Raw genomic sequence first — 19,295 nt, forward strand, 5'->3', positions numbered from 1 at the left:
GTAGGGCGCATGACGCCAACGGCGTTATCCGCCGACATCCGGCCTCGTTGTCACATGCCACGCGAACCGGCATATTGCCAACCCGCCGGACATCGCACCGGCCCGTCGCACGCTATGCTCATGCCCACACCCGGACCGGAAGCGCCTCCATGCATTTGCTGTTCAGCGTCTACCTGAAGATGCTGGTGCTCTATAGCCCCTTCTTCGTGCTGTCCTGCTTCATCAGCCTCAGCCGCGGCTTCGGCCCGCGCGACCGCAAGCGCATGGCCTGGCGGGTGGCCCTGGCGGCGCTGATCGCCAGCGTCGCGCTGTACCTGTTCGGCCGCTACATCTTCATCCTCTTCGGTATCACCGCCGACGCCTTCCGCATCGGCGCCGGCAGCGTGCTGTTCATCTCCGCGCTGGGCATGGCCCAGGGTCGCGCGGCGGTGCAAAGCGACAACGTGCAGCAGGACGTGACCATCGTCCCGCTGACCATTCCTCTCACCGTCGGCCCCGGCACCATCGGCGCGCTGCTGGTGATGGGCGTCGGCCAGGGCTGGGAGGCCAAGCTGATCTCCCTGGTGGCGATCTTCCTCGCCTGCCTGACCCTCGGCACCACGCTCTATCTTTCCGACCGCATCGAACGCCTGCTTGGCGACCAGGGGCTACAGATCGTCAGTCGCCTGATGGGCCTGTTCGTCTGCGCACTGGCGGCGCAGATCATCGTCACCGGCCTGAAGGGTTCGCTGTTCCCAGGCTGAGCGCACCAGCCTGAGGCGAACGCCCTGGATGCCGCGCCCTGACGCACCGCGGTGGTGCCAGGACGGAGCGACGGCGTTCCCATGGACGCGCCGCCGGCGGCAAGGAGGGAGGTCAGCGCGACGCATCCCCTTCCGGTGCCCACGGCGCCTTCTCCGTCGATATCCGGCGAAAACCCGTTGAAAACGCAGCCTTCCCCGGCATAGCCAGACCTGCTCGGCATGCTTCCCCGGCGACTCGCGGCGCCTTTTCGCCGACCGATACCGGCCAGCGCCAAGAAGAGGCACAGCCTTTGCTCTGGAGCCTCGACGAAGAGATCCAGGCCGCAGTGCGCACCCCGCCGTCCACCGGACGGATGCCCGACGACAAGCACGACGCCTCCTGAAAACTGCCGCCCCGACCGCTGGTGAATGGAGAACAACACCAATGAAACGTCGCAGTCTGCTCAAGGCCTTCACGCTGTCCGCGTCCATCGCTTCCATGGGCCTGTCCTGGTCCATCCAGGCCGCCGAAACCATCAAGGTCGGCATCCTCCACTCGCTGTCCGGGACCATGGCGATCTCCGAGACCTCGCTGAAGGACATGGCCCTGATGACCATCGACGAGATCAACGCCAAGGGCGGGGTCAACGGCAGGAAGCTGGAGGCGGTGGTGGTCGATCCCGCGTCGAACTGGCCGCTGTTCGCGGAAAAGGCCCGCCAGTTGCTGACCCAGGACAAGGTCGCGGTGGTCTTCGGTTGCTGGACCTCGGTGTCGCGCAAATCGGTGTTGCCGGTGTTCGAGGAACTCAACGGATTGCTGTTCTACCCGGTCCAGTACGAGGGCGAGGAACTCTCGCCGAACGTCTTCTATACCGGCGCGGCGCCGAACCAGCAGGCGATCCCGGCGGTGGAGTACCTGATGAGCGAGGACGGCGGCGGCGCCAGGCGCTTCTTCCTGCTCGGCACCGACTATGTCTACCCGCGCACCACCAACAAGATCCTGCGCGCCTTCCTGCACAGCAAGGGCGTGGACGACAAGGACATCCAGGAGGTCTACACGCCGTTCGGCCACAGCGACTACCAGACCATCGTCGCCGACATCAAGAAGTTCGCCGCAGGCGGCAAGACCGCGGTGGTCTCCACCGTCAATGGCGACTCCAACGTGCCCTTCTACAAGGAACTGGCCAACCAGGGCCTGGAAGCCACCGAGGTGCCGGTGGTGGCCTTCTCCGTAGGCGAGGAAGAACTGCGCGGCATCGACACCAAGCCGCTGGTCGGCAACCTCGCGGCATGGAACTACTTCGAGTCGGTGAGCAATCCGGTCAACGAGAAGTTCGTCGCCGACTGGAAAGCCTACGCCAAGGCAAAGAACCTGCCGAACTACGGCACCGCGGTGACCAACGACCCCATGGAAGCCACCTACGTCGGCATCCACATGTGGGCGCAGGCCGTGGAAAAGGCCGGCAGCACCGAGGTCGACAAGGTTCGCGAGGCGATGGCCGGGCAAAGCTTCAAGGCGCCATCCGGCTACACGCTGGTCATGGACAAGAGCAACCACCACCTGCACAAGCCGGTGATGATCGGCGAGATCCAGGACGACGGCCAGTTCGAAGTGGTCTGGAAGACCCCCGAGCCGCTTCGCGCGCAACCCTGGAGCCCGTTCATCCCGGGCAACGAGAAGAAGCCGGAGCATGCGCTGAAGAGCAACTGAGTTCTGCCGTGAAGAACCCTGCCCCCCTGACCAGGCGTTCCCATGAACGGAACGGGAACGCCCCGGTCGCGCGCCTAACGGCCCCCTCGTCCTTCAGGGAGAGGGCGGGGGACCGGCCATACCGCACGTCGCCCAGGAACCCCAGCATGCCCCTTGCCCTCCTCACCCGCCCGCTCCAGGCCTGTGCCCTGGTCCTGGCCGCCCTTCTCGCGGTGACGGCCTACGCCGGACCGGCGCAGGACTTCGCCGCTGCCGACAACGGCGGTCGCGCCCACCTGCTCGAACACTGGGCGGCGACGCCCGACGCCGATCGCCTGGCCTTTCTCGAAGCGCTGCGCCACAACCGCATTGCGCTGGACAGCCGCCAGCAGCCATTCATCCTCGGCGCCGACCAGCGTTTCCAGGCCGCCGAAGGCGACGCCCTGCCGGACGGCGAGCCGAAGCCGCTGCGCCTGAACAATCGCCTGCGCGGCCTGCTCAACACCGCCCTGGCCAGCCACCAGTTGGTGGCCAACGAAGTGCCGCTGCGGCAGGCCGCCGCGCAGCAGTTGCAGAAAACCGCCAAGGCCGCGCAACGGCCGCTGCTCGAAGCGCGCCTGCGGATCGAGAGCGACGCTGGCGTGAAGGAAGCCCTCGGCCTGGCCCTGGCCAACCTGCAACTCGGCGATCCCGACCCGGCGCTACGCCTTTCCGCCGTGCGCCTGCTCGGCGAGTCCGGCGATCCGCTGGCGCGAACCCGCCTGGAGAACCTGCTCGACCCGGCGGTGGAACCGGAGGAAGGCGTGCGCATCGCCGCCGCCACCAGCCTGGCCCAGGTCAAGCGCCGGCTGCTGGTCGGCGACCTGCTCGGCCAGGCCTTCAGTGGCCTGTCGCTGGGCTCGATCCTGCTGCTCGCGGCGCTCGGCCTGGCGATCACCTACGGCCTGCTCGGGGTGATCAACATGGCCCACGGCGAAATGCTCATGCTCGGCGCCTACTCCACCTACGTGGTGCAACTGCTGTTCCAGCGCCTGGCGCCGGAATGGCTGGCGCTCTACCCGTTGCTGGCGCTACCGGTGGCGTTCTGCGTCAGCGCCGCCATCGGCATGGCCCTGGAGCGCACGGTGATCCGCCATCTCTACGGCCGGCCGCTGGAAACCCTGCTCGCCACCTGGGGCATCAGCCTGGTGCTGATCCAACTGGTGCGGATGCTGTTCGGCGCGCAGAACGTCGAGGTAGCCAACCCGGCCTGGCTGTCCGGCGGCATCCAGGTGCTGCCGAACCTGGTGCTGCCGTGGAACCGCATCGTCATCATCGGCTTCGCCCTGTTCGTGCTGCTCCTCACCTGGCTGCTGCTGAACCGCACGCGGCTCGGCCTGAACGTCCGCGCGGTGACCCAGAACCGCAACATGGCGGCCTGCTGCGGGGTGCCCACAGGGCGCGTGGACATGCTCGCCTTCGGTCTCGGCTCGGGCATCGCCGGGCTCGGCGGGGTAGCCCTGTCGCAGGTCGGCAACGTCGGCCCGGACCTCGGCCAGGGCTACATCATCGACTCCTTCCTGGTGGTGGTGCTCGGCGGCGTCGGCCAGCTCGCCGGCAGCGTCCTCGCCGCCTTCGGCCTCGGCGTGGCGAACAAGATCCTCGAACCGCAGATCGGCGCGGTGCTGGGCAAGATCCTGATCCTCGCGCTGATCGTCCTGTTCATCCAGAAACGCCCGCAGGGACTGTTCGCCCTGAAAGGGAGGGTCATCGATTGAACCAGCCACTCACCGTCACCCTCGCCCGCCGGGCCGGCGGCCGCGTCACCGCTATCGCGCTCGGCGCAGCCTTCGCCACGCTGCTGGTCATGCCGCTGCTGCACCTGCTGCCGGCGGACAGCGCGCTGCACCTCTCGGCCTACAGCCTGACCCTGACCGGCAAGATCCTCTGCTACGCCATCGTCGCCCTCGCCCTCGACCTGGTCTGGGGCTACGCCGGCCTGCTGTCCCTCGGCCACGGGCTGTTCTTCGCCCTCGGCGGCTACGCCATGGGCATGTACCTGATGCGCCAGGCCTCCGGCGACAGCCTGCCGGCGTTCATGACCTTCCTTTCCTGGAACGAACTGCCCTGGTACTGGGCCGGCACCCAGCACTTCCTCTGGGCGCTGTGCCTGGTGGTGCTGGTGCCCGGCGCGCTGGCCTTCGCCTTCGGCTACTTCGCCTTCCGCTCGCGGATCCGCGGCGTGTACTTCTCGATCATGACCCAGGCCCTGACCTTCGCCGGCATGCTGCTGTTCTTCCGCAACGAGACCGGTTTCGGAGGCAACAACGGCTTCACCGACTTCCGCAGCATCCTCGGCTTCCCGATCACCGCGCCGGGCACCCGCGCCGCCCTGTTCCTCGCCACCGTCGCGCTGCTCGCGGCCAGCCTGCTGCTCGGCTGGCGCCTGGCGCGAAGCAAGTTCGGCCGGGTCCTCACCGCGCTGCGCGACGCCGAGAACCGCCTGATGTTCTGCGGCTACGACCCGCGCGGCTACAAGCTCTTCGTCTGGACCCTGAGCGCGGTGCTCTGCGGCCTCGCCGGCGCGCTGTTCGTGCCGCAGGTGGGGATCATCAACCCCAGCGAGATGTCGCCGACCAACTCCATCGAGGCCGCCGTCTGGGTCGCCCTCGGCGGACGCGGCACCCTGCTCGGCCCGCTGCTCGGCGCCGGCGTGGTGAACGGCGCGAAGAGCTGGTTCACCGTGGCCTTCCCGGAATACTGGCTGTTCTTCCTCGGCGCGCTGTTCATCGTCGTCACCCTGTACCTGCCGCGCGGCCTGCTCGGCCTGCTGCGCAAGGAGAAGGAGCAATGAGGACCACCCCGCACCTGATGCTCGAACCGGCCTTCCACCCCGGCCTCGATACCGCCGGCAGCGGCCGCGACGCCATCGGCCTGGGCGCCGCCACCAGCGGCCGGCTGGACGCGCGCCACGGCACCATCCTCAGCCTGGAAGACATCAACGTCAGCTTCGACGGCTTCAAGGCCCTGCGCGACCTGACCCTGTACATCGGCGTCGGCGAATTGCGCTGCATCATCGGCCCCAACGGCGCCGGCAAGACCACCCTGATGGACGTGATCACCGGCAAGACCCGCCCGCAGAGCGGTACCGCGTATTTCGGCGACACCCTCGACCTGACCCGCATGAGCGAGGTGCAGATCGCCCAGGCCGGGATCGGTCGCAAGTTCCAGAAGCCTACGGTGTTCGAGGCCCTGAGCGTGTTCGAGAACCTCGAACTGGCGCAGAGGGCCGACAAGTCGGTGTGGGCCAGCCTGCGCGCGCGGCTCGACGGCACGCAGAGGGAACGCATCGAGGAGGTGCTCGCCACCATCCGCCTGCTGGAGTCGCGGCAGCGTCCGGCGGGTTTGCTGTCCCACGGCCAGAAGCAGTTCCTCGAGATCGGCATGCTGCTGGTGCAGGAACCGCAGTTGCTGCTGCTCGACGAGCCGGTGGCGGGCATGACCGATGCCGAGACCGAATTCACCGCCGAGCTGTTCAAGTCCCTGGCGCGCAAGCACTCGCTGATGGTGGTGGAGCACGACATGGGTTTCGTCGGCAGCATCGCCGACCATGTCACCGTGCTGCACCAGGGCCACGTGCTGGCCGAAGGCTCGCTGGCGGAGGTACAGGCCGACGAACAGGTGATCGAGGTCTACCTCGGTCGCTGACGCCAGCCATCCGCTCGGCGGGTAGCGCCTGCCAAGTGGCGCCCGTCGCGTAGGGCGAATGACCGCTCGCGGTTATCCGCCGAGCCAGGTTGGGAATCGCAGTGAAGAACCATCACGGGACAAATGGAAGAGAACCATGCTGCAAGTCGACAAGCTCCACCAGTACTACGGCGGTAGCCATATCCTCCGTGGCCTGAGCTTCGAGGCGAAGGTGGGCGAGGTGACCTGCCTGCTCGGTCGCAACGGGGTGGGCAAGACCACCCTGCTGCGCTGCCTGATGGGCCTGGTCCCGGCCCGCGAGGGCCAGGTCGCCTGGGAAGGCCGTTCGCTCACCGGACTCAGGCCGCACCAGCGGGTCCGCGCCGGGATCGCCTACGTGCCGCAGGGACGGGAAATCTTCCCCCGGCTGACGGTGGAAGAGAACCTGCTGATGGGACTGTCCCGTTTCAGCGCCAGGGACGCCCGGGCGGTGCCGGACTTCATCTACGAGCTGTTCCCGGTCCTGCGCGAAATGAAACAGCGCCGCGGCGGCGACCTCTCCGGCGGCCAGCAGCAGCAACTGGCGATCGGCCGCGCCCTGGCCAGCCAGCCGCGACTGCTGATCCTCGACGAACCCACGGAAGGCATCCAGCCTTCGGTGATCAAGGAGATCGGCGCGGTCGTCCGCAGCCTGGCGGCGCGCGGCGACATGGCGATCCTGCTGGTCGAGCAGTTCTACGACTTCGCCGCCGAACTGGCCGACCAATACCTGGTGATGGCGCGCGGCGAGATCGTCCAGCAGGGCCGCGGCCGCGACATGGAGAGCGAGGGCGTGCGCGGGCTGGTGGCGATTTGAACGGACTGGGACACACTGCCGCTGGCGCAACCGGGGCCTGCGCTGGCAATCTCTATGCCCTCGTCTTTCCGCAGGAGGTCGAAATGACCGTCACTCTGCGCCCGGCCGTCCAGGCCGACGCGGGCTTCGCCGCGCTCTGCGTCGCCGCCGCCTATGCCCCGTGGATCGCGGTGATCGGCCGCAAGCCCTGGCCGATGACCCAGGACTACCACGAGGTGATCGCCAGCGACCGGGTCCTCATCGCCGAGCACGACGGCCAGCCGGTCGGCCTGCTGGTGACCCGGGAAACCGCCGACGGCTTCCTCGTCGACAACCTCGCCGTGCTTCCCGAATGCAAGGGCCAGGGCATCGGACGACAACTGCTGGAGCGTGCCGAGCGCGACGCGACGAGCCTCGGCTACCGCTCGCTGTACCTCTACACCAATGAGCGGATGACGGAAAACATCGCGCTCTACGCCAGGGTCGGCTACCTCGAATACGAACGCCGCCAGGAAGAGGGATTCCGCCGCGTGTTCATGCGCAAGGCCCTGGCCTGACCCGACCGATGACCGCCGCCCTCCCCGACCTGAGCTTCCACCCCGCCTGGCACGCCCAACTGGAGCTGGCCTACGCCCGCGCCGGCGACGCCACCCGCCCGGTGACGCGGCGCCACGCCGGACCGCTGCGGGTGCAGAAGCACCTCTACGCCGAAGGCCCGGAAGTCTGCCAGCACATCCTCGTGCATCCGCCCGGCGGCATCGCCGGCGGCGACAGCCTGGCCTTCGACGTGCGCCTCGGCGAACGCGCCTGGGCCCAGCTCACCAGCCCCGGCGCGGCCAAGTGGTACCGCGCCGCCTGCCCGTCGCGACAGACCCTGGAGATCCACCTGGAGCCCGGCGCCACCCTGGAATGGCTGCCGCAGGAAAGCATCGTCTTCGCCGGCGCCCAGGCCGAACTGGAAACCCGTATCCAGCTGCGCGGCGACGCCCGCCTGTTCTACTGGGACATGGTCGCGCTCGGCCGCCCGGCCAGCGGCGAGCGCTTCGCCAGCGGCCACTTCGTCGCGGCCCTGGACATCCGTCGCGACGACCGCCTGCTCTGGCACGAGCGCCAGCGCATCGACGGCGGCGACCGCCTGCTCGACTCGCCGATCGGCCTCGCCGGGCATCCGGTGCTGGCGACCCTGGTCGCCAGCGGCGAGATCGACACCGACCTGCTGCAACGCTGCCGCGCGCTCCCCTGCGCCGGCCGCGGCAACCTCAGCCAGTTGCCCGGCGGCCTGCTGGTGGCGCGCTGCCTGGCCGACGAGGCGCTGCACGCGCGAGCCTGGCTGATCGAACTCTGGCGCCTGCTGCGGCCGGCGCTGCTCGGCCGCGAGGCCGTTCCCCCACGCATCTGGAGTACCTGAGATGGACTTGTCCCCCCGCGAGAAAGACAAGCTGCTGATCTTCACCGCCGGCCTGCTCGCCGAGCGCCGGCTGGCACGCGGTCTCAAGCTGAACTACCCGGAGGCGGTGGCGCTGATCTCCGCCGCCCTGCTGGAGGGCGCGCGCGACGGCCGCAGCGTCGCCGAGCTGATGCACTACGGCACCACCCTGCTGAACCGCGAGCAGGTGATGGAGGGCGTGCCGGAGATGATCCCGGACATCCAGGTGGAGGCCACCTTCCCCGACGGCACCAAGCTGGTGACCGTCCACCAGCCCATCGCCTGAGGCCGGCCATGAGCGCTTCGATCCGCGACGCCGGCGTCGCCGACCTGCCCGGCATCCTCGCCATCTACAACGACGCCGTGGGCAATACCACGGCGATCTGGAACGAAACCCCGGTGGACCTGGCCAACCGCCAGGCCTGGTTCGACACCCGCGCCCGCCAGGGCTACCCGATCCTGGTGGCAAGCGACGCCGCCGGCGAAGTGCTCGGCTACGCCTCCTACGGCGACTGGCGACCCTTCGAGGGCTTCCGCGGCACCGTCGAGCACTCCGTCTACGTGCGCGACGACCAGCGCGGCAAAGGCCTCGGCGTGCAACTGCTGCAGGCGCTGATCGAACGTGCGCGGGCCCAGGGCCTGCACGTCATGGTGGCCGCCATCGAAAGCGGCAATGCCGCCTCGATCGGCCTGCACCGGCGCCTCGGCTTCGAGATCAGCGGGCAGATGCCGCAGGTGGGCCAGAAGTTCGGCCGCTGGCTCGACCTGACCTTCATGCAACTGAACCTCGACCCGACGCGCAGCGCGCCCTGAGCCCCAAGGAGCCCTCATGATCCCCGGTGAATACGACATCCAGCCCGGCGATATCGAACTCAACGCCGGCCGCCGCACCCTCGCCCTGAGCGTGGCGAACACCGGTGACCGGCCGATCCAGGTCGGCTCGCACTACCACTTCTTCGAGGTCAACGACGCCCTCGCCTTCGACCGTCCGGCCACCCGTGGCATGCGCCTGAACATCGCCGCCGGCACCGCGGTGCGCTTCGAACCGGGGCAGAGCCGCGAGGTGGAGCTGGTGGAAATCGGCGGCGGACGGCGGGTATACGGCTTTGCCGGGCGGGTGATGGGGGACCTCTAGGGCCCCACTGGCCAGGTTCGACCAAAGACAGCGAACACCGACGATCGCCAAAGGAGCGTTCGATGAAAATCAGCAGACAAGCCTACGCCGACATGTTCGGCCCCACCGTCGGCGACCGCGTGCGCCTGGCCGACACCGACCTGTGGATCGAGGTGGAACGGGACTTCACCGTCTATGGCGAGGAAGTGAAGTTCGGCGGCGGCAAGGTCATCCGCGACGGCATGGGCCAGAGCCAGCTGGGCGCGGCGCAGGTGGTCGACACGGTGATCACCAATGCGCTGATCCTCGACCACTGGGGCGTGGTCAAGGCCGACGTCGGTCTCAAGGACGGGCGCATCCAGGCCATCGGCAAGGCCGGCAACCCGGACATCCAGCCCGGGGTGAACATCGCCATCGGCGCCGGCACCGAGGTGATCGCCGGCGAGGGCATGATCCTCACCGCCGGCGGCATCGACACGCACATCCACTTCATCTGCCCGCAGCAGATCGAAGAGGCGCTGATGAGCGGGGTCACCACCATGATCGGCGGCGGCACCGGCCCCGCCGCCGGGACCAACGCCACCACCTGCACCTCCGGTCCCTGGCACATGGCGCGGATGCTCCAGGCCGCCGACGCCTTCCCGATGAACATCGGCTTCACCGGCAAGGGCAACGCCAGCCTGCCGCTGCCGCTGGAGGAGCAGGTGCTCGCCGGCGCCATCGGCCTGAAGCTGCACGAGGACTGGGGCAGCACCCCGGCGGCGATCGACAACTGCCTGGAGGTCGCCGAGCGCCACGACATCCAGGTGGCGATCCACACCGACACCCTCAACGAATCCGGCTTCGTCGAGACCACCCTCGGCGCCTTCAAGGGCCGCACCATCCACACCTACCACACCGAGGGCGCCGGCGGCGGCCACGCACCGGACATCATCAAGGCCTGCGGCTTCGCCAACGTGCTGCCCAGCTCGACCAACCCGACACGGCCGTTCACCCGCAATACCATCGACGAGCACCTGGACATGCTGATGGTCTGCCACCACCTCGACCCGGCCATCGCCGAGGACGTGGCCTTCGCCGAGTCGCGCATCCGCCGCGAGACCATCGCCGCCGAGGACATCCTCCACGACCTCGGCGCGTTCAGCATGATCAGCTCCGACAGCCAGGCCATGGGCCGGGTCGGCGAAGTGATCACGCGCACCTGGCAGACCGCCGACAAGATGAAGCGCCAGCGCGGCCGCCTCGACGGCGACGGTGCGCGCAACGACAACTTCCGCGCCAGGCGCTACATCGCCAAGTACACCATCAACCCGGCGATCACCCACGGCATCAGCCATGAAGTGGGCTCCGTCGAAGCCGGCAAGTGGGCCGACCTGGTGCTCTGGCGCCCGGCCTTCTTCGGCGTCAAGCCGAGCCTGATCCTCAAGGGCGGGGCCATCGCCGCCAGCCTGATGGGCGACATCAACGGCTCGATCCCCACGCCGCAGCCGGTGCACTACCGACCGATGTTCGCCAGCTACGCCGGCAGCCGTCACGCGACCAGCCTGACCTTCGTCAGCCAGGCCGCCTTCGCCGCCGGCGTACCGCAGCAGCTCGGCCTGCGCAAGGCCATCGGCGTGGTCAGCGGCTGTCGCGGTGTGCAGAAGACCGACCTGATCCACAACGGCTACCTGCCGACCATCGAGGTCGACGCACAGAACTACCAGGTACGCGCCGACGGCCAGTTGCTCTGGTGCGAACCGGCGGACGTGCTGCCGATGGCGCAGCGCTATTTCCTGTTCTGATTCCCACGCGACGGGTCCCGGCGCCACGCCGGGACGTCGACCGCTCCGTTCGGACAGCTTGGCTTGTCGGCGCTAGCGGCGACAATGGCGCCTACCCGTAGCCGCCGGCAGTCCGTCCATGTCCTCCCGCCAATCGTCCCGCAACGCTTCCACCCCGTATCTGGCCAAGGCCTTCCAGGCAACGGCCATCGTCGTGGTGAGCTACTTCCTCTACTGGACCTACCAGCTCTACCAGTACGGCGAGATTCCCATCAGCAAGAAGGACGTGATGCTGCGCCAAGCCATCCTCGCGCGCTTTCCGGCGGACTACGAGGTGGAGATCAAGGGCGCCGACCTGCTCGGCTTCGGCGAGAAATTCCTGGTCGCCTACGGCAATCGGCGCTTCGTCGGCAAGGCCTTCGCCATGGACGACCAGGTCATCGAGCGCCTGGAGCGGAACCAGGGACGGACCAACCTGCCGCTGGTGAAGGTGTTCTACATCGCCGAACCCGGCCTCCTCTCCTCGCTGCTCAACCTCTCCCCGTTCCTGGATATCCAGAAGAACATGGTCGAGCTGAGCCTCCGGGAATACCGGAAGATCCAGTTGGTCCCCTTCGATCCGGACGCGAAGCGGAAACCGCGCGAGCAGTTCGAAACCGATTATGCCTTCCCCCAGCTGTTCAGCCTCAGCCAACTGGAAGTCGCCGACTACGACGGCGACGGCCGCGACGAACTGCGCCTGGGCTACCTGTCCTACGCCGGCGGTTCGGGAGGGACGCGCTGGTCGGTGATCTACGACCTGAAGGACGGCGCGCTGACCGCCCATTCCGGCTATCCGGAAATGCTCGACATCGACGTCGCCCAGTTCATCCAGGCGGTCAACCTGTACGCCGGCCTCGACGGCACCTTGCCGCGCGACCAGCGTCAGCTGGAAGACGTGGTCGGCCGAGGCAGCGAGCGCTTCGCGCTGACCGCCGCGGAGCGCCAGGCACTGGTCGCCGACCCGCCGCAGCGGGACGACTACGCCAGGGTCCTGATGAGCCTTTCGCCGCGCTCGCCCTACGCCCCCGATCGCTTCATCGACCTCGGCGACGGCAGCCGACTGAGCCTGGCCCCGCGCCATACCGACGATTACTCGACCTTCCTCGACATCGGCGGGAAGAAAATCTTCGTCGAAGCCTTCTACGTCGACGACGACGCCTGCCACTGGTGCGAGCATCGCTGGCGAGTGATGGCTTTCCATTACGACGACGGTCGCTGGATCTCGGACCGCACCATCAACGGCGACAGCTTCAACGGGCAATGGCTGCGCAACGCGGAGCCGCTGGGCCTCAACGACGTTTTCGGCACCTACCGCGACCAGGGCCCGGCGGGCCTGGCCTGGTCCTTCATCGACCCGCGCTGGACCGCCTCCAGCCAGCATGACATGGACGATCCGCTGGGCGTGGGAATGCGCACCCTGTCGCCGGTGGAGCAATGGGTGAAGGAACGCTATCGGGAAAACTGAGGCAGGCCTTCAGCGCAACTGGCTGTCCTTGCTGCCGCGGCGGTTGTAGCCGCTGAACTTCGCCTGTTCCCTGTCGTGCTCGGCCTGGCAGTTGACGCACAGGCGCACGCCGGGAATCGCCCGGCGCCGCGCCTCGGGGATAGTCGCGTCGCACTCTTCGCAATGGGTCAGGCTCTCGCCACGAGGCAACTGGCTGCGCGCACGAGCGATGGCATCCTCGATCGTGCTGTCGATCTGTTCCTGCACCGCACCGTCGTTCGCCCACCCGCTGGCCATGACTGACTCCTCTGGCTGAAACCCTGGAACCTCCAGATATGGGCGTTCGCCCGCGGCTTTGCAAGGGCGGCGCGACCATCGGCCTGGCGTGGCACAATCGCCAGCCAAGCCTGAAGGTACACCGCATGATGGGACCGTTCCGCCGCCTCGCCCACCTGATCGACCAGGGCCGCCAGCTCGACGCCGCGCTCGCCGGCGATCCGTTCGCTCTGCCGGCGCCGGAGGACCGCTATAGCGTCCGGCAACTGCACGGCCTGTATCCGCGCCGTCATCCCGGTCTCTACGCACCGCTGCTCGGCAGCCTGGCGCTGCTGCTCGGTGCCGCGCCGCTGGGTCTTGCCGCGCTGCGCCTGGCATTGCCGGAGGCTCCTTTGCGGCCGCTGGGCTGGCTCTCCGCCCTGCCGCTGCTGGCGGCCTGGCTGTGGCTGATCGCCCTGCTCTCCCGTGGCGCCAGCCTCGGCCCGCGCCTGGCCCGCGACGCCAGCCTGCTGCTGGTCGGCACCGGGCTCCTGCTGCGCCTGGCCAGCGGCGAGACGTCGGGCCTGGTGGCCCTCGGCGGCGGCGCCTGTGCCTGGCTGCTGTTCAACAGCCGGGCGATGCAACGCTACATGGAACTGGTCTACGCCCAGCGCCTGTACCGCGCCCAGTCGGCCAACCGCCCCGGTTCGGCGCAGCGGCGCCTGGCCAACCAGGCCGCCTACCGCGAACGCAAGCGACGCGAGCGCTCCGGGCGATCCTGAACCAGACTGTCGCCCTGCGACCTTCTGCGCATTGGCGGGCGCCGCCGACCTGCAGGCGCGGCAGCGCAACATGGGCCTGGCCTGAGGTCGCCTACTCTTTGACTTCCATGTAGTCGCGGGCCCAGGCCTGGTATTCCTCGGGGAAGGTGTACTTCTTCGACAGCTCCGAGGCGGTCAGGTCCGAGGCCACCGCACCGCGCTCCTCGCGCAGGCAGTCGTAGGTCGCCTTGATCGCGGCGAAATAGGCGGCGTGGCCGTTGACCACGACACGCACGCCGAGCCGCGCCAGGCGGGCGTCGTCGCGCAGTTGCGGATTACCGTAGGTGACCAGCATCAGCGGGATGTGCAGGTGCTCGGCGATCGCCTCGAGGTGGGCGAAGTCGCGCACGCCGACCAGGCAGATACCATCGGCGCCGGCTTCCTGGTAGGCCAGGGTGCGCTGGATCACCGCATCGACGTCGATCAGTTCGGCGTTGGTCCGGGCAATGATGGTCAACGCCGGGTCGACCCTCGCCTCCAGGGCCGCGCGGATCTTGCCGACGCCTTCCTCGACGCAGATCAGGTCGGTGGACTTGCGCCCGAACTGCGCCGGCAGCAGGGTGTCCTCGATGGTCAGCGCGGCGATTCCGGCGCGCTCCAGTTCGACCACCGTACGCATCACGTTCAGCGCGTTGCCGTAGCCGTGGTCGGCGTCGGCGATCACCGGCAGGCGCGCCACCCGGCCGATGCGGGTGGCCTGCTCGACGAATTCGCTGAGGGTGATCAGGGCGAAGTCCGGCGCCGCCAGGACCTGCAGGGAAGCCACCGAACCGCCGAGGATGCCGCACTCGAAGCCGAGGTCGGCGGCGATACGCGCCGACATGGGATCGAACACGGAAGCGGTGTGGTAGCAACGGGAGGAGTCCAACAGCGCGCGAAACATCGCACGCAACTCATGGTGTGAGGCTCTATGCATGGCGAAATCCAGGACAACACGGCAAGACGGAGTGGGAAAGCAGCGCCAACATAGCACCATGCGCAGGCCCCTTGGCAAATCCGTATACAAAGGTCGGGGCGGCCCGCACGGACGTCCCAGGACGCGTCCTGCCGATCGCCGGCGGTGAAATCTACGACGCTCTCGCATACACTGCGCGGCCGTTTTTTTCCCGGACCGTTTCGCGCCATGAACCCGAGCACCGCCGCCCGCGCCCTGGGCATCGATTTTGGCACCTCCAACTCCACCGTCGGCTGGTGGCGGCCGGAGGTCGAACCGCTGATCGAGCTGGAGGACGGCAAGATCACCCTGCCCTCGGTGGTGTTCTTCAACGTCGAGGAGCGCCGCCCGGTCTACGGCCGCCAGGCGCTCGGCGAGTACCTGGAGGGCTACGAGGGCCGGCTGATGCGCTCGCTGAAGAGCCTGCTGGGCTCCAAGCTGCTGAAGAGCGAGACCACCGTGCTCGGCAGCGCCCTGCCGTTCAAGGACCTGCTCGGCCTGTTCATCGGCCAGCTCAAGGCGCGCGGCGAGGCCGCCGCCGGGCAAGCCTTCGACGCGGTGGTGCTGGGTCGCCCGGTGTTCTTCGTCGACGACGACCCGGAGGCTGACCGCGAGGCCCAGGACACCCTGGTGCAGGTGGCCAACAAGCTCGGCTTCAAGGAGGTTTCCTTCCAGTACGAACCGATCGCCGCGGCCTTCGACTACGAGCGCTGCATCCAGCGCGAGGAACTGGTCCTGATCATCGACATCGGCGGCGGCACCTCGGACTTCTCCCTGGTGCGCCTGGCGCCGGAGCGGCGCAACCTGGCCGAGCGCCAGGACGACATCCTGGCCACCGGCGGCGTGCACATCGGCGGTACCGACTTCGACAAGCAGCTCAGCCTGGAAGGCGTGATGCCGCTGTTCGGCTACGGCAGCCGGATGAAGAGCGATGCCTTCATGCCCACCAGCTACCACCTGAACCTGGCCACCTGGCACACCATCAACGCGGTGTACGCGCAGAAGTCGCAATTGGCGCTGAAGAACATGCGCTACGACATCGTCGACAGCACCGGCATCGACCGCCTCTTCAGGCTCATCGAGGAACGCGCCGGGCACTGGCTGGCGATGCAGGTGGAAGACAGCAAGATCCGCCTGACCGAAACCGAGCGCCTGCACCTCTCGCTGGAGCGCATCGAGGCCGGGCTCGGCGTGGAGCTGACCCGTGGGCTGTTCGAGAACGCCGTCGACGGACTGCTGGAGCGCGTGCGCAACAGCGTCGCGCAACTGCTGGCCTCGGCCGGGGTCGACCCGGACCGGGTCGACACGGTGTTCTTCACCGGCGGTTCGAGCGGCATTCCGGCGCTGCGCCGGAGCGTCTCGGCGATGCTGCCCAACGCCCGTCATGTCGAGGGCAACCTGTTCGGCAGCATCGGCAGCGGCCTGGCCATCGAGGCGAAGAAGCGCTACGGCTGAGCCGCCCTGGCCGCGCCCCTGCCCTATAGGGGGATAAGGTCACACCGGGCCCGCCATGGCGGATAACCGCGAGCGGTTATTCGCCCTACGCCAAGACCACGCCACACCCGTCCGCAGGGCGGATAGCGCCACAGGCGTTATCCGCCGCCACACCGAGCCCGACAAGGGTGGGGCTCACTTCTTCAGGCAGGTGCTCATGAACGCCTTGCGTTCGTCGCCCTTGAGCGCCTTGGCGCTGGCGTCGGCGTTGCAGGTCTTCATCTTCTCCTGCTGGGTCGCCGCCTTGGCGCTGCCGCCGGCCTTCAGGCAACTGCTCATGAACGCCTTGCGTTCGTCGCCCTTGAGCGACTTGGCGCTGGCGTCGGCGTTGCAGCTCTTCATCTTCTCCTGCTGGGCGGTGGCCTTGCCGCCGGCAGGCGCGCCGGCCTTCAGGCAGCCGCTCATGAACGCCTTGCGTTCGTCGCCCTTGAGCGCCTTGGTGGTGGCCTCGGCGTTGCAGGCGGTCATCTTCTCCTGCTGCGCGGTGGCAGCGAAACCATGGGCCGAGACGGCCATGGCCAATACGAACATCGGGATACGCAGGATATTCATCGAACTCTCCTTGAAGGGCTGCACGTTCGCATGCAGGTGCGCTGAAGTCTAGCGACTGCGGCGGGCTTTGCAGGGGCTGGGAACGCGTCCTGTGCGCTTGCGACAAGCGTCATGTTTCGCGGCTAGACTGACGCCTCGCACGAGGAGGAGTTCCATGCAACAGGTCATCGCGGTGAGCCTCTGCGCCACCCACGCGTTCAGCAAGCAGGTGCGTCCCGCCATCCGCCTCCTGAAAGGCCTCGGCGTCGAGGGCGACGCCCACCACGGCGTCACCGTGAAGCACCGCTCGCGGGTGCGGCAGGACCCGACCCAGCCGAACCTGCGCCAGGTCCACCTGATCCACGAGGAACTGCACGACGAGCTACGCGCCAGCGGCTTCGCCATCGGCCCGGGGACCATGGGCGAGAACATCACCACCCGTGGCGTCGACCTGCTCGGCCTGCCCACCGGCACCCGCCTGCGCCTGGGGGAAAGCGCCCTGGTCGAGCTGACCGGCCTGCGCAATCCCTGCTCGCAGCTGGACAACTACCAGCCCGGACTGACCGCCGCCGTGCTCGGCCGCGACGAACAGGGCAACCTGATTCGCAAGGCCGGGGTGATGGCGATCGTCCTGGAAGACGGCGAGGTTCGCCCCGGCGACGCCATCGATATCCAGCTGCCCCCCTTGCCGCACCGGGCCCTGGAGAAGGTCTGAGGCAATCCGCCGCGATTCCGGGCGAACTCTGCGCGAGGGCCTGCGTTCCAATGTTGGCAAGCACCGCTCAACCACAAGGAGTCACAGCATGTACAAGCAGTCACTGGCGGCACTGTTCGTGATGGCAACCCTGGCCGGCTGCGCGTCGACCAAGGTGCAGAACCCGGTCAACTACATCACCTTCCGCAACGAACCGCTGGTCAAGGATGTCGAGAAAGGCATGAGCCAGCAGGAAGTCCTGCGCATCGGCGGCACGCCTTCCGGCACCCAGAAGCGCCTGATGAAACCGGGGAGCTGCAACAGCTACATCCTCAACAAGGACGGCCAGCAGCAGCCGTTCTACGTCAGTTTCGACGGCAGCGGCAAGGTCGACGGCTCGGGCTTCCTGAGCTGCTCCGAGCTGGACCGCCACGAGCGCGACGCCCGCCCCTGACGGCTCGACGCCCCGCTTCCTTACGGAGGCGGGGCGTCTGCGTTCAGGCCCGGGACAGGGCCTCGATCAGTTCGGCCTTGCGCATCGTCGAACGACCGCGGATGTCGCGCTTGCGCGCCAGCTGCATCAATTCCTCGCGGGTCATCTCGCTCACCGAGGTGCTGCCTTGACGTTTGCCACGGCTCGCCGAGCCGCGGTTGGCCGGTCTCCCTGAGCGGGCCTGGGCGGCGCGATGGGCCGAGTCCTTGCGGTCGGCGCGCTTGGCCGTCTCGCTCTTGGCGCGGCCGGAACCGCCCTTGCGCTCGCCGCCGCCGGACTGCTTGTTCACCGTCGCCCAGGCGCGCGCCTCGGCTTCCGACTCGCTCACACCCTTGGCCTTGTAGCTCTCCTCGATGTGCTCGGCCTTGCGCTGCTGCTTGTCGCTGTACTTGCTCTTGTCGCCACGGGGCATGGGGATATCTCCCTTTGCGATGGGTTCACTGTTGGGACCGGGAGGCGACGGCGGACGTTCAGAGAAAGTGCGCACCGGCACAAACCCCTTGACCTTGCCCCAGGGGCAATCCGTAGTCTGCCGGTATCCCGCAGCAGGAACCGGAAATGCTCACCATCGGCCAACTGGCGCGAATCTTCGAGATCTCCACCAAGACGCTTCGCCACTACGATGCCATCGGCCTGTTCGTCCCCGCGCGCACCGGTAGCGACAACGGCTACCGCTACTACCAGCCGGAACAGATCGAGCAGCTCTCGCGCATACTCGCGCTGCGCCGGCTGGACGTTCCGCTGGAAGCCATCGACCGCCTGAAACGCGATGGCGCGCTGGACGACCCGCAACGCCTGCGGCATTTCCTGCAACGACACCAGCACACCCTGCGCGAAGAGATCAGCGCCCGCCAGCGCCTGCTGGCGGAACTCGACCGAACCCTGGCGACGCTCGCCCACTGGAGGATCCGCAACATGCATGCACGAATCGTCGAACGTCCCGCCTTCAGCGTGGTGGGCATGGAATACTTCGGCAGCGCCCCCGGCGACACCATCGGCCAGCTCTGGGAACGCTTCATCCCGCGCGAGCACGAGATCGCCGGCAAGCACGATCCCGAGGTCTCCTATGGCATCTGCGCGCAGCAGCCCAACGGCGAATTCCACTACGTCGCCGGCTTCGAGGTGCAGGAGGGCTGGCCGGTGCCGGAGGGCATGGTGCGCTTCCAGGTGCCGGCGCAGAAGTACGCGGTGTTCACCCACAAGGGCACGGCGCCGCAGATCGCCGAGAGCTTCCAGGCGATCTACAGCCACCTGCTCGCCGAACGCGGCCTGGAGCCCAAGGCGGGGGTCGACTTCGAATACTACGACCAGCGTTTCCGCGGACCGCTGGATCCGAACTCGCAAGTCGACCTGTATATCCCCATCTACTGA

General features: G+C 67.9%; 22 protein-coding genes and 1 pseudogene. 18 read left to right on the forward strand and 5 right to left on the reverse strand.

Annotated elements, in window-relative coordinates; genetic code table 11:
• Positions 1 to 149: 149 nt before the first annotated feature.
• From LJF27_RS00865 to LJF27_RS00925, 13 genes are all read left to right on the forward strand, one after another.
• Positions 150 to 743 (forward strand): MarC family protein, encoded by a 594-nt coding sequence (locus LJF27_RS00865; RefSeq protein ID WP_003095417.1) that lies wholly within the window; start codon positions 150 to 152, stop codon positions 741 to 743.
• 424 nt (positions 744 to 1,167) lie between these two features.
• Entirely contained in the window at positions 1,168 to 2,433 is a 1,266-nt protein-coding gene (gene urtA / locus LJF27_RS00870) for an urea ABC transporter substrate-binding protein (RefSeq protein ID WP_003105144.1), read from the forward strand.
• A gap of 146 nt (positions 2,434 to 2,579) precedes the next feature.
• On the forward strand, positions 2,580 to 4,169 hold the full coding sequence (gene urtB / locus LJF27_RS00875) for an urea ABC transporter permease subunit UrtB (RefSeq protein WP_023116788.1): 1,590 nt from the start codon (positions 2,580 to 2,582) through the stop codon (positions 4,167 to 4,169).
• A complete protein-coding gene (urtC, locus tag LJF27_RS00880; RefSeq protein ID WP_003112319.1) occupies positions 4,166 to 5,245 on the forward strand; it encodes an urea ABC transporter permease subunit UrtC in 1,080 nt (359 codons plus the stop codon). Before urtB ends, urtC begins: the two co-directional genes overlap by 4 nt.
• Positions 5,242 to 6,099 carry an urea ABC transporter ATP-binding protein UrtD gene (urtD, locus tag LJF27_RS00885; RefSeq protein WP_003105136.1) on the forward strand — a complete coding sequence of 286 codons (858 nt, stop codon included), beginning with the start codon at positions 5,242 to 5,244 and terminating at the stop codon, positions 6,097 to 6,099. Before urtC ends, urtD begins: the two co-directional genes overlap by 4 nt.
• A 136-nt stretch (positions 6,100 to 6,235) precedes the next feature.
• Positions 6,236 to 6,934 (forward strand): urea ABC transporter ATP-binding subunit UrtE, encoded by a 699-nt coding sequence (gene urtE / locus LJF27_RS00890; RefSeq protein ID WP_003112317.1) that lies wholly within the window; start codon positions 6,236 to 6,238, stop codon positions 6,932 to 6,934.
• Positions 6,935 to 7,017: 83 nt separating this feature from the next.
• Positions 7,018 to 7,470, forward strand: coding sequence for a GNAT family N-acetyltransferase (locus tag LJF27_RS00895; RefSeq protein WP_003095437.1), 453 nt, complete (start codon positions 7,018 to 7,020; stop codon positions 7,468 to 7,470).
• 8 nt (positions 7,471 to 7,478) lie between these two features.
• A complete protein-coding gene (locus LJF27_RS00900; RefSeq protein WP_003116109.1) occupies positions 7,479 to 8,321 on the forward strand; it encodes an urease accessory protein UreD in 843 nt (280 codons plus the stop codon).
• Between the two features lies 1 nt (position 8,322).
• Positions 8,323 to 8,625, forward strand: a complete 303-nt coding sequence (locus LJF27_RS00905; protein WP_003099389.1) for an urease subunit gamma — start codon at positions 8,323 to 8,325, stop codon at positions 8,623 to 8,625.
• 8 nt (positions 8,626 to 8,633) lie between these two features.
• Positions 8,634 to 9,152, forward strand: coding sequence for an L-methionine sulfoximine N-acetyltransferase (locus LJF27_RS00910; RefSeq protein WP_003099390.1), 519 nt, complete (start codon positions 8,634 to 8,636; stop codon positions 9,150 to 9,152).
• Positions 9,153 to 9,168: 16 nt separating this feature from the next.
• Complete coding sequence (locus tag LJF27_RS00915) at positions 9,169 to 9,474, forward strand: urease subunit beta (protein WP_003095450.1); 306 nt, start codon at positions 9,169 to 9,171, stop codon at positions 9,472 to 9,474.
• Between the two features lie 62 nt (positions 9,475 to 9,536).
• A complete protein-coding gene (gene ureC / locus LJF27_RS00920; protein WP_003099392.1) occupies positions 9,537 to 11,237 on the forward strand; it encodes an urease subunit alpha in 1,701 nt (566 codons plus the stop codon).
• A 118-nt stretch (positions 11,238 to 11,355) separates the two neighbouring features.
• On the forward strand, positions 11,356 to 12,723 hold the full coding sequence (locus tag LJF27_RS00925) for a hypothetical protein (RefSeq protein ID WP_003457376.1): 1,368 nt from the start codon (positions 11,356 to 11,358) through the stop codon (positions 12,721 to 12,723).
• Positions 12,724 to 12,732: 9 nt separating this feature from the next.
• On the opposite strand, the gene LJF27_RS00930 is transcribed toward LJF27_RS00925, so the two are convergent.
• A complete protein-coding gene (locus tag LJF27_RS00930) occupies positions 12,733 to 12,999 on the reverse strand; it encodes a DksA/TraR family C4-type zinc finger protein (protein ID WP_003099395.1) in 267 nt (88 codons plus the stop codon).
• A 125-nt stretch (positions 13,000 to 13,124) separates the two neighbouring features.
• Here LJF27_RS00930 and LJF27_RS00935 point away from each other — a divergent pair, with 125 nt between their 5' ends.
• Positions 13,125 to 13,739 (forward strand): hypothetical protein, encoded by a 615-nt coding sequence (locus LJF27_RS00935; RefSeq protein ID WP_010895687.1) that lies wholly within the window; start codon positions 13,125 to 13,127, stop codon positions 13,737 to 13,739.
• 91 nt (positions 13,740 to 13,830) lie between these two features.
• Here LJF27_RS00935 and LJF27_RS00940 read toward each other — a convergent pair whose 3' ends face one another.
• Entirely contained in the window at positions 13,831 to 14,694 is an 864-nt protein-coding gene (locus LJF27_RS00940; RefSeq protein ID WP_003121125.1) for an isocitrate lyase/PEP mutase family protein, read from the reverse strand.
• A 207-nt stretch (positions 14,695 to 14,901) separates the two neighbouring features.
• Here LJF27_RS00940 and LJF27_RS00945 point away from each other — a divergent pair, with 207 nt between their 5' ends.
• Positions 14,902 to 16,167 carry an Hsp70 family protein gene (locus tag LJF27_RS00945; RefSeq protein ID WP_023116789.1) on the forward strand — a complete coding sequence of 422 codons (1,266 nt, stop codon included), beginning with the start codon at positions 14,902 to 14,904 and terminating at the stop codon, positions 16,165 to 16,167.
• A 174-nt stretch (positions 16,168 to 16,341) separates the two neighbouring features.
• Here the strand turns inward: LJF27_RS00945 and LJF27_RS30505 are convergent, their stop codons facing one another.
• Positions 16,342 to 16,611: a PsiF family protein gene (locus LJF27_RS30505; RefSeq protein ID WP_369810412.1), complete on the reverse strand. Its 270-nt coding sequence runs from the start codon at positions 16,609 to 16,611 to the stop codon at positions 16,342 to 16,344.
• Positions 16,606 to 16,758, reverse strand: a pseudogene (locus LJF27_RS30510) (PsiF family protein); the annotation flags it as partial. The gene LJF27_RS30505 and the pseudogene LJF27_RS30510, both read right to left, overlap by 6 nt.
• Positions 16,759 to 16,912: 154 nt before the next feature.
• On the opposite strand from LJF27_RS30510, the gene LJF27_RS00955 reads away from it, so the two are divergent.
• Both LJF27_RS00955 and osmE read left to right on the forward strand, forming a co-directional pair.
• Positions 16,913 to 17,452 (forward strand): MOSC domain-containing protein, encoded by a 540-nt coding sequence (locus LJF27_RS00955; RefSeq protein WP_003095483.1) that lies wholly within the window; start codon positions 16,913 to 16,915, stop codon positions 17,450 to 17,452.
• A gap of 88 nt (positions 17,453 to 17,540) precedes the next feature.
• A complete protein-coding gene (gene osmE / locus LJF27_RS00960) occupies positions 17,541 to 17,885 on the forward strand; it encodes an osmotically-inducible lipoprotein OsmE (RefSeq protein ID WP_003095488.1) in 345 nt (114 codons plus the stop codon).
• A 43-nt stretch (positions 17,886 to 17,928) separates the two neighbouring features.
• Here osmE and LJF27_RS00965 read toward each other — a convergent pair whose 3' ends face one another.
• Entirely contained in the window at positions 17,929 to 18,336 is a 408-nt protein-coding gene (locus LJF27_RS00965) for a Rho termination factor N-terminal domain-containing protein (protein ID WP_003095492.1), read from the reverse strand.
• Positions 18,337 to 18,482: 146 nt separating this feature from the next.
• Here LJF27_RS00965 and brlR point away from each other — a divergent pair, with 146 nt between their 5' ends.
• Entirely contained in the window at positions 18,483 to 19,295 is an 813-nt protein-coding gene (gene brlR / locus LJF27_RS00970; protein WP_003095496.1) for a c-di-GMP-binding multidrug transporter transcriptional regulator BrlR, read from the forward strand.

Source organism: Pseudomonas sp. 203-8 (assembly GCF_020708595.1).
GTDB classification, from domain to species: domain Bacteria; phylum Pseudomonadota; class Gammaproteobacteria; order Pseudomonadales; family Pseudomonadaceae; genus Pseudomonas; species Pseudomonas aeruginosa.

What these genes read in the sequence shown, in the direction of transcription:
- LJF27_RS00935 (WP_010895687.1), top strand. Translation starts at nt 13,125, where the DNA reads ATGATGGGACCGTTCCGCCGCCTCGCCCACCTGATCGACCAGGGCCGC.
- LJF27_RS00925 (WP_003457376.1), top strand. Translation starts at nt 11,356, where the DNA reads ATGTCCTCCCGCCAATCGTCCCGCAACGCTTCCACCCCGTATCTGGCC.
- urtA (WP_003105144.1), top strand. Translation starts at nt 1,168, where the DNA reads ATGAAACGTCGCAGTCTGCTCAAGGCCTTCACGCTGTCCGCGTCCATC.
- LJF27_RS00865 (WP_003095417.1), top strand. Translation starts at nt 150, where the DNA reads ATGCATTTGCTGTTCAGCGTCTACCTGAAGATGCTGGTGCTCTATAGC.
- brlR (WP_003095496.1), top strand. Translation starts at nt 18,483, where the DNA reads ATGCTCACCATCGGCCAACTGGCGCGAATCTTCGAGATCTCCACCAAG.
- ureC (WP_003099392.1), top strand. Translation starts at nt 9,537, where the DNA reads ATGAAAATCAGCAGACAAGCCTACGCCGACATGTTCGGCCCCACCGTC.
- LJF27_RS00915 (WP_003095450.1), top strand. Translation starts at nt 9,169, where the DNA reads ATGATCCCCGGTGAATACGACATCCAGCCCGGCGATATCGAACTCAAC.
- LJF27_RS00955 (WP_003095483.1), top strand. Translation starts at nt 16,913, where the DNA reads ATGCAACAGGTCATCGCGGTGAGCCTCTGCGCCACCCACGCGTTCAGC.
- urtE (WP_003112317.1), top strand. Translation starts at nt 6,236, where the DNA reads ATGCTGCAAGTCGACAAGCTCCACCAGTACTACGGCGGTAGCCATATC.
- LJF27_RS00965 (WP_003095492.1), bottom strand. Translation starts at nt 18,336, where the DNA reads ATGCCCCGTGGCGACAAGAGCAAGTACAGCGACAAGCAGCAGCGCAAG.
- LJF27_RS00945 (WP_023116789.1), top strand. Translation starts at nt 14,902, where the DNA reads ATGAACCCGAGCACCGCCGCCCGCGCCCTGGGCATCGATTTTGGCACC.
- LJF27_RS00900 (WP_003116109.1), top strand. Translation starts at nt 7,479, where the DNA reads ATGACCGCCGCCCTCCCCGACCTGAGCTTCCACCCCGCCTGGCACGCC.
- LJF27_RS00910 (WP_003099390.1), top strand. Translation starts at nt 8,634, where the DNA reads ATGAGCGCTTCGATCCGCGACGCCGGCGTCGCCGACCTGCCCGGCATC.
- osmE (WP_003095488.1), top strand. Translation starts at nt 17,541, where the DNA reads ATGTACAAGCAGTCACTGGCGGCACTGTTCGTGATGGCAACCCTGGCC.
- LJF27_RS00895 (WP_003095437.1), top strand. Translation starts at nt 7,018, where the DNA reads ATGACCGTCACTCTGCGCCCGGCCGTCCAGGCCGACGCGGGCTTCGCC.
- urtD (WP_003105136.1), top strand. Translation starts at nt 5,242, where the DNA reads ATGAGGACCACCCCGCACCTGATGCTCGAACCGGCCTTCCACCCCGGC.
- urtB (WP_023116788.1), top strand. Translation starts at nt 2,580, where the DNA reads ATGCCCCTTGCCCTCCTCACCCGCCCGCTCCAGGCCTGTGCCCTGGTC.
- LJF27_RS30505 (WP_369810412.1), bottom strand. Translation starts at nt 16,611, where the DNA reads ATGAGCGGCTGCCTGAAGGCCGGCGCGCCTGCCGGCGGCAAGGCCACC.
- LJF27_RS00905 (WP_003099389.1), top strand. Translation starts at nt 8,323, where the DNA reads ATGGACTTGTCCCCCCGCGAGAAAGACAAGCTGCTGATCTTCACCGCC.
- LJF27_RS00940 (WP_003121125.1), bottom strand. Translation starts at nt 14,694, where the DNA reads ATGCATAGAGCCTCACACCATGAGTTGCGTGCGATGTTTCGCGCGCTG.
- LJF27_RS00930 (WP_003099395.1), bottom strand. Translation starts at nt 12,999, where the DNA reads ATGGCCAGCGGGTGGGCGAACGACGGTGCGGTGCAGGAACAGATCGAC.